Source organism: Pseudomonas matsuisoli (assembly GCF_014647635.1).
Taxonomy (GTDB): domain Bacteria; phylum Pseudomonadota; class Gammaproteobacteria; order Pseudomonadales; family Pseudomonadaceae; genus Pseudomonas_P; species Pseudomonas_P matsuisoli.
This window is the reverse complement of record NZ_BMPO01000002.1, coordinates 644,900-658,260: the sequence shown is the minus strand read 5'-3', so window position 1 is coordinate 658,260 and position 13,361 is coordinate 644,900. Positions and strand designations below refer to the sequence as shown.

The 13,361-nt window shown below is 56.9% G+C and carries 11 protein-coding genes, 3 tRNA genes and 1 pseudogene; 8 read left to right on the top strand and 7 right to left on the bottom strand.

Annotated features, from left to right (window positions below; genetic code table 11):
- Positions 1-443 precede the first annotated feature (443 nt).
- Positions 444-881 carry a hypothetical protein gene (locus IEY47_RS06320; protein WP_188982298.1) on the top strand — a complete coding sequence of 146 codons (438 nt, stop codon included), beginning with the start codon at positions 444-446 and terminating at the stop codon, positions 879-881.
- A gap of 2 nt (positions 882-883) precedes the next feature.
- Here the strand turns inward: IEY47_RS06320 and IEY47_RS06315 are convergent, their stop codons facing one another.
- From IEY47_RS06315 to IEY47_RS06305, 3 genes are all read right to left on the bottom strand, one after another.
- Complete coding sequence (locus IEY47_RS06315; protein ID WP_188982297.1) at positions 884-5,020, bottom strand: transglycosylase SLT domain-containing protein; 4,137 nt, start codon at positions 5,018-5,020, stop codon at positions 884-886.
- A gap of 404 nt (positions 5,021-5,424) precedes the next feature.
- Positions 5,425-5,964, bottom strand: coding sequence for a hypothetical protein (locus IEY47_RS06310; RefSeq protein WP_188982296.1), 540 nt, complete (start codon positions 5,962-5,964; stop codon positions 5,425-5,427).
- Between the two features lie 247 nt (positions 5,965-6,211).
- Positions 6,212-6,976, bottom strand: coding sequence for a BRO-N domain-containing protein (locus IEY47_RS06305; RefSeq protein WP_188982295.1), 765 nt, complete (start codon positions 6,974-6,976; stop codon positions 6,212-6,214).
- A 147-nt stretch (positions 6,977-7,123) separates the two neighbouring features.
- Here IEY47_RS06305 and IEY47_RS06300 point away from each other — a divergent pair, with 147 nt between their 5' ends.
- Positions 7,124-7,495, top strand: a complete 372-nt coding sequence (locus IEY47_RS06300; protein WP_188982294.1) for a hypothetical protein — start codon at positions 7,124-7,126, stop codon at positions 7,493-7,495.
- 73 nt (positions 7,496-7,568) lie between these two features.
- On the opposite strand, the gene IEY47_RS06295 is transcribed toward IEY47_RS06300, so the two are convergent.
- From IEY47_RS06295 to IEY47_RS06285, 3 genes are all read right to left on the bottom strand, one after another.
- Entirely contained in the window at positions 7,569-7,856 is a 288-nt protein-coding gene (locus IEY47_RS06295; protein WP_188982293.1) for a hypothetical protein, read from the bottom strand.
- 11 nt (positions 7,857-7,867) lie between these two features.
- A complete protein-coding gene (locus tag IEY47_RS06290; protein ID WP_188982292.1) occupies positions 7,868-8,239 on the bottom strand; it encodes a hypothetical protein in 372 nt (123 codons plus the stop codon).
- A gap of 170 nt (positions 8,240-8,409) precedes the next feature.
- Positions 8,410-9,723: a tyrosine-type recombinase/integrase gene (locus IEY47_RS06285; RefSeq protein WP_188982291.1), complete on the bottom strand. Its 1,314-nt coding sequence runs from the start codon at positions 9,721-9,723 to the stop codon at positions 8,410-8,412.
- A 209-nt stretch (positions 9,724-9,932) separates the two neighbouring features.
- On the opposite strand from IEY47_RS06285, the pseudogene IEY47_RS06280 reads away from it, so the two are divergent.
- From IEY47_RS06280 to IEY47_RS06270, 3 genes and pseudogenes are all read left to right on the top strand, one after another.
- Positions 9,933-10,223 (top strand): annotated as a pseudogene (locus tag IEY47_RS06280) (SGNH/GDSL hydrolase family protein); the annotation flags it as partial.
- A 117-nt stretch (positions 10,224-10,340) separates the two neighbouring features.
- The gene (locus IEY47_RS06275) at positions 10,341-10,640 is read left to right on the top strand and encodes a hypothetical protein (RefSeq protein ID WP_188982289.1); all 300 of its coding nucleotides are present in this window, start codon (positions 10,341-10,343) and stop codon (positions 10,638-10,640) included.
- Positions 10,641-10,737: 97 nt separating this feature from the next.
- Positions 10,738-11,688, top strand: a complete 951-nt coding sequence (locus IEY47_RS06270; protein ID WP_188982288.1) for a L,D-transpeptidase family protein — start codon at positions 10,738-10,740, stop codon at positions 11,686-11,688.
- A 61-nt stretch (positions 11,689-11,749) separates the two neighbouring features.
- On the opposite strand, the gene folD is transcribed toward IEY47_RS06270, so the two are convergent.
- Positions 11,750-12,604 (bottom strand): bifunctional methylenetetrahydrofolate dehydrogenase/methenyltetrahydrofolate cyclohydrolase FolD, encoded by an 855-nt coding sequence (folD, locus tag IEY47_RS06265; protein ID WP_188982287.1) that lies wholly within the window; start codon positions 12,602-12,604, stop codon positions 11,750-11,752.
- Positions 12,605-12,860: 256 nt separating this feature from the next.
- Between folD and IEY47_RS06260 the strand changes: the two genes are divergently transcribed.
- From IEY47_RS06260 to IEY47_RS06250, 3 genes are all read left to right on the top strand, one after another.
- Positions 12,861-12,937: transfer RNA gene (locus IEY47_RS06260), tRNA-Arg, on the top strand.
- A 28-nt stretch (positions 12,938-12,965) separates the two neighbouring features.
- Positions 12,966-13,041 (top strand) — tRNA-His (locus IEY47_RS06255).
- A 53-nt stretch (positions 13,042-13,094) separates the two neighbouring features.
- Positions 13,095-13,179, top strand: a tRNA-Leu gene (locus IEY47_RS06250).
- Positions 13,180-13,361: the final 182 nt, after the last annotated feature.

Sequence of the window (13,361 nt, the reverse complement as noted above, 5' to 3'; positions counted from 1 at the left end):
GGATATCAGTTATTACCTGATGCACCGTTACAACTGGATCAGGCCACATCAGTTCAACGACGGACTGCCACCTGCGGTGGCCGAAGAAAAACTTAACCCACTGTCCGGGATGGGTTGACCACTACAATCAGTAGACCACTACAGGCCCCCCCGTTCTCGTGGTCAGTGTGAGCGCCCCCAGTTCTCACAAAGGCCCTTAGGTCATCTAATCAATGACCGAGAGCGAACACCACGATACGCCTTTCTGCCTGAGGCTCGGGCTCATGTCGCTACTCGAAGGTAGCTGTCCCGATTGTCCTCCCGGTCAACCGCTTGGCTGACACTTGGTCCGTCCTGGCGTTACCCATAAGGTTAGCGACTGGTGACGAACTGGAAGGCGGTCCAAAGGTGGACCAGCAGAGCCGACCCGCGAGGACTGGCATTGAGAGGGACGGAAGGGCCGCATGGTGATTGATACGGGCTTATCTTCCTGTCTCCCTTATAGTGAGGGTTTTTACGGGGAACGGTACATGTGGACGGAAATAGTCTCTGGCATTTTAGGCGTGTTGGTGGGCACTTTTATTGGGCATAGACTTGGCATACACCGCGACAAGCGCATCGAGTTTAACGCTGCGGCTGCTCCAATTTATGAGCGCCTGGAGCAGCAAAGGATATCGTTCGAAGCAGGCCTTTACGCAGATGGGATTCGCCAGCATGAATTGGCCACCATATCTTCGATGCTATCAAGGTGCGACCGTCGCCGCCTGAACTACTGGTTCCCCTTGTATGAGGAATCATTGCGGACATGCGGACATTATCCCAACGGGCGTTTCGAACTCGTGGATGCGTGCGCCGTGCTTGATGCGATAGAAAAGCTTCAGCTTCTATTATCGCATCGTTAGTTTTACCGCGCCCTATCGACCCCTTGGTCTTCCGCAAGCGCCCTCATGAGACTCTGCGTTGCGGGGTCGTTAGGCACAAACTGCTTTAGGGCATTCCATAGCCCGGTCATGTGCCCCCTACGGTCTGCACCACGCTGATCCTCCAACAGGTGATACCCGGAGTATCCCGCTTGTGCTCCATTTGCCAAGACACCCAGCGCTGGAACCTGCTCGGCCACTCCACTCGCTAAGTCCCCCACCAAATCCGATTGAAGCGCGTTGTATCGAATGGCTCTTCCTTCCTGGCCTTTGCGTGGGTCTCTTGGGAGGATCGACGTTCGGACCATCGCGGCCTGATCAAAGCCCAGAGGTGCCGCAAGGTAGTTAGCGACTCCCAAAGGTGCGCCCACATGGGAGCTTCGAGAGATTGCCGCGTAGGCCAGCATGGACGGGTTCAATGCTTTGTCCAAGTACGCTTCGCGGGCTCTCTCGGGCATCGCTTGAGCCTTCGAGTACGTAGAGGCGATATAGAAGGCGGTAGCCAGTCCAATCGACACCACAGCCTGATACGTCTGGTCCAACGCTTGGCCGTTCTTCGTGGCCTCCATCCAGCCTCGCACCATGCGGCCATTGAGTGACCGAAGGACGAACATCTTGAACTGGAGGGCCATCGCCAAGCCTGCCCCGTACTGCTTAGAGGGCGCAAAGGACATCTTGTGAGGACGAAGCATCGTCTCATCCGCTACTCGATCACCCAACCGGTAGAGGTCCATAGAACGGACATCTGAAGCCAGCGCTTGTGGGTTCTCGATGCGCCACTTACCGGACGCTGGGTCCTGCCTGAAGTGGTCCCGGATGAGCCCTTGGATACCGTTGAATTGCTCCGGGGAGATCGAGGCGGATCGTAGACGCTCGGGGCTGAACAGGTCGGTGACCTTCCCGTTCAACGTGTGGTCGATGAGATCCACAAGAACCCCTTGGCGCCCAGCGTCCATCAGGTAGTTGCCGGATTCCCGGAGGAGCCACGTAAAGGGCGACCGAACGGATAGCTCTTGGGTGCCCTTCTTGATGGTCCCGGCGATCTGTGAGGAGATCTCACTATTGTGCTGACGGAGCTGATCCACGATGTCCTGCCGGGTTGGCCGAATGAGATCGTCCAGTTCCTTCCCGAAGACCATCCCGTGCATCTGCTGGATGTCGTCCAGGTCCAGCTTGGAGCCCGCCGTGGCCCACTTCTTGAGTAACGGAACGCCCTTGAAGAGCATCCTTTGGTGGCCCTTGGTGATCAAAGCGGCTGCCTCGGTGATGTTCTGGACGCCCATGTAGGCGTTCTTCGTGGCGAACCCAATGTCAGTCAGGGATCTCGCGTAGGTTGCCCATATGCCATCAGGATCTCTCCGAGCGCGTCCAGTCAGCATCTTGATCGCATCGAGTAGAGCTTCAGCCTCCAGCGTGTTCTTGCCTGGAATCGCCTTCTGGTTTAACCCGTTGGCGAGGTTCTTCAGCTCCTTCGTGGACATCCCAGTGCCACCCATGATCGCGATGTCCCCGTTGACCCTTCGGTCGTACTGCGGGACCACCCTGAGGATATTGAAGTCCCTGAGGTCGTTGACCGCGAAGGGCTGACCATCGGGCATCTGAACACTCATGTCGGAGTCGAAGAGGTTCCGAGCTTCCAGGTAGGAGTTGTTCTCCAGACCCGCCCCATCCTTGAGGTGCTCCTCGACCAAGCCGTTAGCGGTGAACTCATCGGAATGAGCGACACCATAAGCCTTGTCGTTGGCGTACTTCTCGACTGCCGCTTGGATCTCCTCAGGAGTCATCGGCTTGGCCTCAGGGTTTCCCTTGGAAGCCTTCTCGTGCCCCTCCTGGATCATCGCGTCGATCCGTTGCTTCACATGAGGACGGCTCACATAGGACGCCATCCAGGAATGCGCGATGGCCTTCTGGAGTTCTTCAGGTGACCCGAATCGCTCGATAGCCATGTGCTTAGCAGCGGAGCTGTAGCGTTGAGGGAAGTACGTTGAGAAGTGCCGAGTGTCCTCAAGGATCGCTTTGGCCCTGAGGTCACCGAACTGGGCCGGGTTGGAGATGTAGTCCCACTTCTGGTTCATGTGCTGCTTCAGCTCATCCAGGAGCTTCATCTCGGGAGGCGTCAGCTTGCCTGGGGTTTGGGCTTCGAGAGCTTCCACCACACGCCGACTGATGTATTCCCGCTTGGCTCCCTCGGTCATCCTTTGGCCGCGCCAGAAGGGGTCCTTCAGGGTCTCGTCGAATCCTTCAGCGAGCCGATTGTGAACCACGTTGTCCTGCGACCGGAGCCGCTCTGAGATGTCCGAAGCGGTAGCCCCGAACTTCCCATTGGAGCCGTCCCGGTAACCAGTGGAGGACCTGAAGAGATCCTTAGCGACTGCCCGGATGTCCGCGCTATCGGAGCGACCGAGTAGGACACCCATCTCAGTGATACTCCCCATGCGGACTCCCCAGTTGGCTGTGCCGCCAGCCTCGATCTCAGTGGCATCCTTGAGCGTCTTTGGGTTGATGGGAGAGCCGCCGCTCAGGATCGTTCCGTCCGTCAGCCGCGCTGCTTCAGGATCAAACGGAACATCCAGGTAATCACCCGCTGGGCTTTCGTGAATCTTCTCGTCTGCGCGGAATGGCATGGCCGTAGGGTCCTCATCCAGCCCGCTCATCCTGGCCTGTTCGCGTACTTGAAGACGCTGGACTGTTCCGCTCATGGTCTGATCTTGGTTCTGCTGGCCGTTGCCGGACATCAGTGCCTTGAAGTCGTCCACTGTGAACGCTTGCGGTTCTGGTGTGGTGTCCTCAAGGTCCCATGAGTTGCGCCCCGGACGCCGCCCGAATAGGCCATTAAGTGTTCCACCGAAGGCAGCACCTCCAGCGACAGCTTCAACAAGGTGCATTTCCCGACCGGATGTTTTTGCACTGCCGACTTCAGACATGCCGGCCAGTGGGGCATTAGCCACAGAGCCACCAGCCAAGCGGGACACGAATCCTGCGCCACCAGAACGCGCCGGGTTGATAAGGATGGTTGGGTCTCCCATCAGTCCACCGAGCGACCCAATAGCGGCAGCTCCGAAGCGATCCTTGGCGGTGCTCTCCATCATCTTCTGGTTTTCTTTCGCCAGCACGAGGTTGGCTTCGAAGTTCTCCGGGCGGCCCCTTAGGACCACATCATAGAACTGCGGGTCGAGCCCTGAAGATCGGAGCCGGTCATAGTCCCCATCTGCCCAGTTGATTGCCCTGTGGCTGTAGAGAACGCCGAGTGGATTGAAGACATCGGAGGCAGTAGCGGGCAGCGGGTCATTGAAGATGTCACCCATCATCGAAAAGGTTTGCGAGAAGTCGGATGCCTGTTCGCTGGAGGCTGCACGAATGAGCATCCCGAGAACGGATGTCTTCAGGTTGACGGAGGCTGCGTTACCTCGACCCTCGAAGAACCCACGGTCTTCGTCGTCAGTTTTTCCGGTGGTCCGGTAAAGCTCCTCCGCGAAGGGTGTAGCCTTGGGTGCGACATCCTTGCCGGTCACATGGAAGGACCCGAGGTCGTCAGTAGGCGCATGTTCCTGGACCTTCGAGATCCCCTCGACTCCACTCGGAACCTGTGCGATCCCGGAACAGAAAGACTCGGAGGACTGCGTAAAGAACGAATCCAGTTCCGCCTTCCGGCCCGTGTTGGTTACGTCCCTTAGCTTGCGGATGTACTCCAAGCCCTCCTTGGAGACGCCTTTAAAGTCGCCCCGGCCGTAGGCATCGAGCTGTGGTTGGCCCAGTTGCCCTGCGCCTTGGTTGTACGCGAGGAGGGCCTTCAGTTCGTCCCCGCCAGCTATCTTGATGTTATCCCGCATGTGCCGAGCGGCTGCGTCGATGGACTTGGCAGGATCGAAAAAGTCCTCATCGTTGACCAGACCATAAGCGCGCCCGGTGGACTTAGTGAACTGAGCGAGACCTCTGGGGCCGGTGGGACTCACCGCGTTCGGATTGAATGATGACTCGATGAAGAGTTGCTTGTGGAGGAGGTCGTAGGACACTCCGTGGCGAGCCGATGCGGACTGGATGAGGGAGTCGAATGGCCCGCCCTCGGTTTTGATCTTGTCGTAGTCGGTGGGTGAATCGGAAGTGTTGCGTGTGGTGCTCATGTCGTGGTCCTCAGTGGAAGCGGTTGTGTGTGTCGCTACCAGTGAGGGCTTTTGTTGCTCGGAGGGCACGGAGCACGCATTGTGACTGGGCTTGAGGTCAAATCGCTCCGCGCTGAGACGACCTCAGGGCCGAAGGCTGGTCCGATGGTGGACCTACTGTGAACGAGGGAGACCCATTCAAGCTGGGCAGTAGGTTTCTTGGAGTGGTCCTCGAAGAGTGGAGGTGATTGTCATCACTACTCCCGAGACTGGATGGCAACCTGCTGGCGAACCTGAGCGATGCCCCAAGATGAACAGCAGGGATGGCCGGAGGACCTTGGGTCGCCTTATTTATATATGGTCGATTCACTGAGCCCACGGCGGCACTGGGCTCCGTCAATGTAAACGGCGCGAATCCGTCCGGTTTACTCTCCCAGGGCAACGCCTACCCATTGCCGAAGGAGCGGCTCTCGGGCCATGAGGTCTCCCCGCCAGCCGTACCAGGGATGTATCCTCACCTTTGTCGGAAGGGTGCGCCCTTGCTTGGTCACGGTTATTAGGTCGGCGTTGACCAGCTCATACGCCTCGCGCTTCGTACCGACATCGCTGATCGATCCGAACCATAGATTCCTCCCAGCGAGTCCGAGGAGAATCCTTCGGAACATTGCCACAGCTCCACCAGATACCCTCCCGGAATCCAGAAGGTCCAAGAGCCGGTCGCTTTCTACGATGAGGTTGTCCCGCCACTGGTCATGCACGGAGAGAGTCTCGGTGAGTTCCTCGCGGGTCCGAGCGTCGCAAGGGAAGCGGCAAGCGGTGCCAACGTAGTGGAGAACCCGGTGGGTCCTGAAGGGAATGGTTCGCTGCGCGAGTAGCTCCCCGGTGAGGGTGTCGAAGGTGAGTTCCTGAGGTAGCGATGCGAGTTGGTCAGTGCTGGTCTTGATGCGGTGCGATGCGGAAGTCATTGGCTCTCCTGAAGGCGGGGTGTGTTCCTTCAAGTGAGGGGTTCTGCATAGGTGTTTTAAAGTGAGTGTTTTTCGGAGCCCCGGAAAGGGCCCAAGGTGAAGCGGATCGGCAAACTCATGCCATCGCATTGCCGGCCTATCGAAATCGACGTGTAGCGCATTCTGGCCCGTGAGGGTTTTTGGCTTGTGGCGTGCTACACACACGAGAAACGAGAGGATCAGGAGCACCCGCCAACGAAAGGCGCATCTAACGGAACAATGGTGCTCTTAATGCATTTATCGTTCTGGATGCGAAGCCATTGGGCGATTGCAACCAAGCTCCCCCATCGAAGCCACCCGGATCACACACGGCCACGCCTGGAGTGCCCTCATAAGGACTCTTCACGGGCTCGACTGGCGAAGACATCTGGAGACCCGCGATGATGTCCTTAAGGCTGCGGACCTCAGTGGTCAACTCTGCGAGTGCTTGATGGAGCTGGGCGAACTCACCGCTGAACTGCTGGGCCTCTTTGGTCTCCGAAGCGAACAGGTCATAGGTGCCTGTCTTGCGGATCGATGGGAGGACCTCTTCGGTGACCCACTTGCGAAACGGTTCGGACTGCGGAGCGTGGCCCCGGAGAAGCATCTGGTATGTCGCTGGCTCAGTGAAGAACCACGAGGTCTTCTGAACTCCTTTTGGGCTCTCCCAAGTCTCTACAATTTGTATAGACCCAGCTTGTAAGGCGTCCCTGTGTCCCGCAATTTTTGCGTGACGAGAGACCTGATGGCTCGGGTTCTTCAGGCCCGCCGCCCGTGCCACCTGTGTAGCAACAAATAGGATGTCGTGTTCTGGATGACCCACAAGGATGTCCAGTTCGATACCAAGGAACGACTGCTTAACGAACCTCATATCCATGACTGAATCAACCTCTATGATTTCCAGGCGACCTACGATGTCGCTGGAGTGGTAGACAAAGAGCTTCGTCTTGCCCTCTATAAGCGCACGGTGAACACACCTTCCGAACTCCAGCATTAAGAGCAATGGTGTCTGCGCCGCAATCGGCCCCGGTGTCTGTCAGGTCAAGGGGGGAGAGGATCATACGGGGAAAAGAATGGCGTGATACCTTGTACAGCAATACTGGCTGCACAACTTTTCACCCACAAGTGGATCAGATGTGACATGTGGCATCGCAAAACGTTGGGCAATGGTGCTGCTGTCTTTCAGGCTTTACGCGAGCTGAGGGAGCTACGTCATAGCCATGACCGGCAGTTCGGCAAACCATCACACTTTATTGTGGCGTATGAGGAGCGGACAGAAGAATTGGTTCTGCTGCTCCCGCCTGAGAACTGCGTGTTTGCCGAGGTATACAACGCCACGCCTTGTGAGGAACCAGATTTCGAAAGCGGCGAGTTCGTCGAGTTTTCGATTGAGGTTCACCCAGCACAGCGACCGAACCGCACTGTGCTTGCGGATGGATCGATATTGGAATCCCATATTTTCGATGACCCTGACCTTGCTCGACTGGCACAGCCTCACGACCAGGAAAGGTAGGATGGTCGTGTAGTGCACATCGAGAGATAAAAACAAAAAGGGCCGACCTGAGGCCGACCCTTTGCTACGCAGATTAGTTGCCGTTCCCGACAAGCTTGATCCTCTCGATCCTTTCCAATTCCTTTCTATAGGCTATCCCTTCTGCGGTTAGCTCTGTCTCTAAGGCCGCCCATCCACGAGCCTCCATAACCGCCAATTTCAGCTCGGCGTGAAGAGACGATAGGGCCTTACAGGAATCCTTAATGGATGAGATCAAGCCTTCAGACTCCTCGACCTCCCAGAGGAGCTCAAGGGTTCTCTTGAGTTGCTCCACCTGCTTCAAAGCCGACTCACTTCGAGCGAGGTCTATAGCTGCGATCATGGCTTGTTTCCTTAACTCCAAGTGATTGTGTAGTCCTTCATTTCCGGCACCAACTCACCAAGGCGCGTTAGCTCCTGATTGAGCTGCTCCACAAGGCATTCAAGGTGGTAGCGGACGGCATCCGGTTGCTCGATAGTCCCTCGGTCGATCTCTTCCAGGTGGCTTGAGTAGGTACTCAAGGACTCAAGCGTTTGGTCATACTGGAGTGCATATTGCATAGCCGTCAGCTTCGCTTCTTGCTCCTTCAGGTAAGCCTCAGCCTTGACTCTGCCTTCTTTGTCAGCGAGACGGATGATCCCTTTTACGGAGTTGTGTCTGGACACCTGCTTTAGTGCTGGTTTTACGAGGCTAAGGTGGACTGGTTGGGCAACACGTGCATTCATGGTTCGATACTCATTCCGTAGTGGTGATGTGCGGGCGTTCGCCCTCGGATAATTCGAGTTTTACTGACGGTTCGGCTGTGTGATTCGTTAGGTGCATCAGGAACCAAGCGGCCCTCCCAGTCCATTTGGTCCCCGAAGGCAGCACGTCAAGCGTACCGCCTGCGTAATGCTTAGAGATCTATTCGGACATCCTTGTGAAGGGCCCTTTCGATAGCTTCATGCTTCGATTTAACGCTGACACCCGATCCATAGTTATCGTATGTAATCGTCCCGGTGGAGTGCCCAGTGACCGCCTGTGCGAAATGCGTCTGGACTCCTGCGGCTTGCATGGAGGAGGAGAGGTGGTGGCGCAGTGAGTGGAGTTTTTGGGTGTCCTTTTGGGATTCCCCGAGTGCAGCCCTTAGGACAGCATTGAGTTCCTTGCTGGCCTTGGGCGGGGTGATTCCGTGCTCAGAGGGAAGGGCGCCCAACTGGACAGCCTTTAGGAATGCCGAAAGGTCGAATCCAAGGGCTCCATCCACAAGCGGGACCAAGCGGCTGCTGTGCTTGTTCTTAATGGATTTTCCTTCGGCGTTCTCGTTGATATCGATGCACCAGAGCCCATCGACCTGACGAATGTCTGCCCTCGATAGGTGAGCCACTTCACCGACACGAGCGCCGGTTACCGCAAGGAGGCTAATGGACCAGCGCTCCCAGGAATCCAAAGGTAAGCCAGCTACGTGCCCCATTAGCGAAACCACCTGTTCCCGAGAGAAGGAAACCCGCTTGCTGTCAGCATCCTTACGGAGCTTCATTTTCGTAGCGTGGTTCTTTGCCAATAACTCGCTAAGAACGCCCCAGTCCAGCACCATCACAAGCTTGGACAGAAGGTTGTTTACGGTCGACCCAGCGCGGCCATCCATGAGCTTTGTTCTGAGTTTCTGAATGTCTGCCCGCGTGTGAAGCCTGAGGTCGTTCAAACCAGTCGCGCTCATGGCCTCGCCGATAACCTTGAAGTTCGTCTTCGTGCTCGCCAGCGTGGATGCCTTAAGGTGGGTTGCATGTTCCTCAAGATAAGAGGCAGTCAGCGTGTCCCAGCTTAGTGGTTCACGATGGGTGGCCTGAGGTGCGCCTACAGATAGGGACGGAGAAGTGAGGCACAGGCTATTAAGGTCTTCTTCCTGATCTAATTCTTCTATCATGCCGAGGAGTGGCTTGGTGTCCCCCTTAAGCCTCGACTCAGCGGCTCTCATCATCTGTTGCCCCGCGTTCACCATGCGTGCCTGCGGGACGGTCAAAGCGTGAGTCCTGGAGATGCCGTGGAGAGCTTCGCCCATATCGGAGTAGTTCATCGACATCGCATCCAACGCCTCCCAGCTTGTAGGCGTAGCCAGGATGTCCTCCCCGAGGTCCCGAAGGCGGGCCTTCAGTTCGCTCCAGGAAGCTTCAGGATTATCGAGGTGAAACACACGGAGGGCATGTTGAATGGACTTGCTGTTAATCATCGCTGTGGGTCGATCCGAGGAGCGCAGAGAGATCGTGCAAGAAGTAGTCGAACCCACCGGGCGGACTCGTAGGTAGTACACACCGGAGCGCCGGTAGTGGTACGGAGAGGCCAGCGAGATTTGTGACACCGCTTGAACACTTGGGACGCTAAGCATATCGGCCATGATTCGGAATCCTTGATCTATAAGGGATTCCTAACCGTTCCTTCAGATTGAAACAGAACCTTTCGGAAATGGTCAGGCTCTCGCTGGAGGCGAACTCGAAAGTACTCATTTTGGGGATCAGACTGCCGCCCAATTATGGTCAGCGGTATACGGCGGCGTTCGCTGACGTATTCCCAAGCGTGGCCCAGGCGCTCGACGTTCCAGTCGTACCTTTCGTTCTTGAGGGGATTGGCGGCGTCGAAGGGATGATGCAGCCGGATGGTGTTCATCCGGCTGCCAATGCGCAGTCGGCCATCCTCGACAATGTTTGGCCTGCACTCGAGCCGCTGCTCTGACGCGTGATTTGCGCTGTAAAGGCTCAGGTCGCTTGGGATCTTGCGCATTATTTCGTTGCGATCTTTTTTATAGGGTTGCTTTGAGCTAATGTCGCGCCCCCGAATTGAGAGCCTCCGATGTCGCGCACTTCCTGGTCCTATCACGCCTACCGTTTAATCGAACCCGACGAGCAACTGGACTTGTTTGCCTGCCGTGAGGTGCGCGTGCATCTTATTGGGCGGCAATTGGAGTTGGGCAGTGCGGTGGACCGTACGCTTTGTGGGGGCTTGCTGCCTGCGCGACCACTGATGCGTGAAATGGACAAATCGTGGTTGCAGCATCCTCGGCTATGTCCGGTATGCCGCGAGCGGGTGAAAAACGCGCGTCGGGGGGATCAGCCTGGCTGGCGGCCAGCGGCGAAATGGGGCCTCGTCTGATCGGTCCTGCGCCAGCGCCTTGTGTCATGCGCTCACGACGCTGGCGCATCAGCGTGTAGACTGGTCGCGTTGTCATGTCTGCGAAGAGCTTTTCCGAATGCTGCCACGTTTGACCGTACTCGCTCGATCCCTTGCCGTGCTGACGCTGTGCGGTGCCACATCGGCCAAAGCGTTGGAATTTCCGCTACCGCCGTCCGGTGAAGATGTGGTGGGCAATGTCGAAGTCGTCCAGACGCGATATGAGGACACCTTCGCAGACATTTCCGAGAAATATGACTTGGGTTACCTCGAGCTTGTCGCGGCGAACCCAGGGGTCGATCCTTGGCTCCCGGGAGCTGGGACCGAGGTCGTTCTACCAACGCGTTTCATACTGCCGCCGGGCCCGCGTGAGGGCATCGTGATCAACATCGCCGAATACCGGCTTTATTACTTCCCCAAGGGGCAGGACGTCGTTTACACCTATCCGCTCGGTATCGGTCGGGAGGGGTGGGGTTCGCCAATTGGCAATACGAAGATTACGGCCAAGACAGCTAATCCTAGTTGGTATCCGCCGGAGTCCATCCGCGCTGAACACGCGGCCGACGGCGAGTTCCTACCTAAGGTTGTCCGGCCGGGCCCAGATAACCCTTTAGGTCCCTTCAAGTTCACTTTGGGCATGCCGGGTTATCTCATCCACGGTTCGAACAAGAAATTCGGTATCGGCATGCAGGTAAGCCACGGCTGCTTCCGGATGTTCAACAACAACCTGCTGGAGCTGGCCGATTTTGCCCCGGTCGGAACCAAGGTTCACATTATCAACGAGCCTTACAAGTTCGGTGTTTCACAGGGGCGGATCTATCTGGAGGCGCATGCTCCGCTGAGCGACAAGGGTGCGCCAACGAGCATCGATAGCCATGCCACAGTCGTGAACGCCTTGCTTCAAAGCGATGATGTAGATGCTGCGGACGTGAATATGGATTGGGACGCGGTGCGGGCCATCATCAATGCGCAGGATGGCCTTCCGGTGGAGATAGCCGTGCCGATGCGGCAAGCGTCGAACGTGAACTAAGGTCGATTGGCTCGACTGCGAAGGCTCCCTCCGGGAATGCCTTCGCAAGGGATTGGATACTTTACTTATGCAGATATTCTGCTGCGTGCAGGGTGTTCTCCAATAGGCAAGCACGTGTCATTGGGCCAACGCCGCCTGGCACAGGGGTGATCCAGCCTGCGCGTTCCAGCGCCACGGAATACTCGACGTCGCCGACAAGGCGACCGTCTGCCTGGCGGTTGATGCCGACGTCAATGACGATTGCGCCAGGTTTGATCCATTCGCCTTTGACCAGGCCGGGCTTGCCCGCGGCGACGACAACGAGATCGGCCCGTTTCACATGCTCATCCAAATTCTTCGTGAAACGATGTGTGGTCGTCACGGTGCAGCCCGCAAGCAGCAGCTCCAACCCCATGGGACGTCCCACGATATTGGAAGCGCCTACGATCGTCGCGTCTAGGCCGTAGAGGTCGACACCCGTACTTTCCAGAAGCGCCATGATCCCTTTCGGGGTGCATGGGCGTAGAAGCGGCATGCGTTGCGCAAGGCGACCTACGTTATAGGGGTGGAATCCGTCCACGTCCTTGTCTGGCCGAATCCGCTCGAGCAGCTGGGAAGCATCCAGATGCGCAGGCAACGGCAGTTGCACGAGAATACCGTCGACCGAGCTGTCCTCGTTCAACGTATTGATGAGCTCGAGGAGTGCCTGCTGCGAAGTGGTAGGTGGAAGGTCGTACGCGTAGGAGGCGAAATTGACTTCCTCGCAGTCTTTTCGTTTATGCGCGACATACACCTCGGACGCAGGATCGTTGCCTACCAGGATGACCGCGAGGCCAGGTTTGCGCAGGCCTTGCTGTTGTCGTTCGGCCACGCGTTGAGCGATTTTTTGCCGGAGCGTTGATGCGATCGCTTTACCATCGATCAATTTGGCAGTCATGAGGCGGTTATAACCAGTGCGTACAGGAATAAGGGCGCGCATTCTCTCACGGTGCCGGGTGCGAACAAAGGTTCATTTGGTGGTCAGTAGGCGTAACTCCTTTATCCCACTAAATTTTTTTCTAATTTTCGTTGACGCAACAAAAGGGTGTTTGTAATATGCGCCCCGCTTGCCGAGCACAGCCCTGAAGCGAACGGGTCACCGCAAGGTCGCCGTTCGATACAGGTGTTCGGATCCGGAAGGGTGAAGGTACAAGGCGCCCGTAGCTCAGCTGGATAGAGCATCCGCCTTCTAAGCGGATGGTCGCAGGTTCGAGTCCTGCCGGGCGCGCCATTAGCGGCCGGCACAAGCAAGTTATATGGTGGGCGTAGCTCAGTTGGTAGAGCACAGGATTGTGGCTCCTGGTGTCGTGGGTTCGATTCCCATCGTCCACCCCATATATTGAGAAAGCGCCAGGCATTGCCTGGCGCTTTCGTTTCAGGGTTACCACGCGGATGTGGTGGAATTGGTAGACACACTGGATTTAGGTTCCAGCGCCGCGAGGCGTAAGAGTTCGAGTCTCTTCATCCGCACCATTTAACGTAGCGCCGTTCCTTGCCGAGCGGCGCTACGTCCTCTCCGTTATATTCCATCCCCATATCGTTATATCTTGCATGTATCAGGTACATGACGGGCAGGTGACTTCTGCATTTTCTGACACTAGAATGCATGCCCTCTGAATCTGAGGCCGGATATCCGGCTTATGTCTGTGCAACGA

Coding starts and splice junctions, on each gene's coding strand:
- IEY47_RS06320 (WP_188982298.1), top strand. CDS start 444: ATGGTGATTGATACGGGCTTATCTTCCTGTCTCCCTTATAGTGAGGGT.
- folD (WP_188982287.1), bottom strand. CDS start 12,604: ATGACTGCCAAATTGATCGATGGTAAAGCGATCGCATCAACGCTCCGG.
- IEY47_RS06290 (WP_188982292.1), bottom strand. CDS start 8,239: ATGAATGCACGTGTTGCCCAACCAGTCCACCTTAGCCTCGTAAAACCA.
- IEY47_RS06300 (WP_188982294.1), top strand. CDS start 7,124: ATGTGGCATCGCAAAACGTTGGGCAATGGTGCTGCTGTCTTTCAGGCT.
- IEY47_RS06270 (WP_188982288.1), top strand. CDS start 10,738: ATGCTGCCACGTTTGACCGTACTCGCTCGATCCCTTGCCGTGCTGACG.
- IEY47_RS06305 (WP_188982295.1), bottom strand. CDS start 6,976: ATGCTGGAGTTCGGAAGGTGTGTTCACCGTGCGCTTATAGAGGGCAAG.
- IEY47_RS06275 (WP_188982289.1), top strand. CDS start 10,341: ATGTCGCGCACTTCCTGGTCCTATCACGCCTACCGTTTAATCGAACCC.
- IEY47_RS06295 (WP_188982293.1), bottom strand. CDS start 7,856: ATGATCGCAGCTATAGACCTCGCTCGAAGTGAGTCGGCTTTGAAGCAG.
- IEY47_RS06285 (WP_188982291.1), bottom strand. CDS start 9,723: ATGATTAACAGCAAGTCCATTCAACATGCCCTCCGTGTGTTTCACCTC.
- IEY47_RS06315 (WP_188982297.1), bottom strand. CDS start 5,020: ATGAGCACCACACGCAACACTTCCGATTCACCCACCGACTACGACAAG.
- IEY47_RS06310 (WP_188982296.1), bottom strand. CDS start 5,964: ATGACTTCCGCATCGCACCGCATCAAGACCAGCACTGACCAACTCGCA.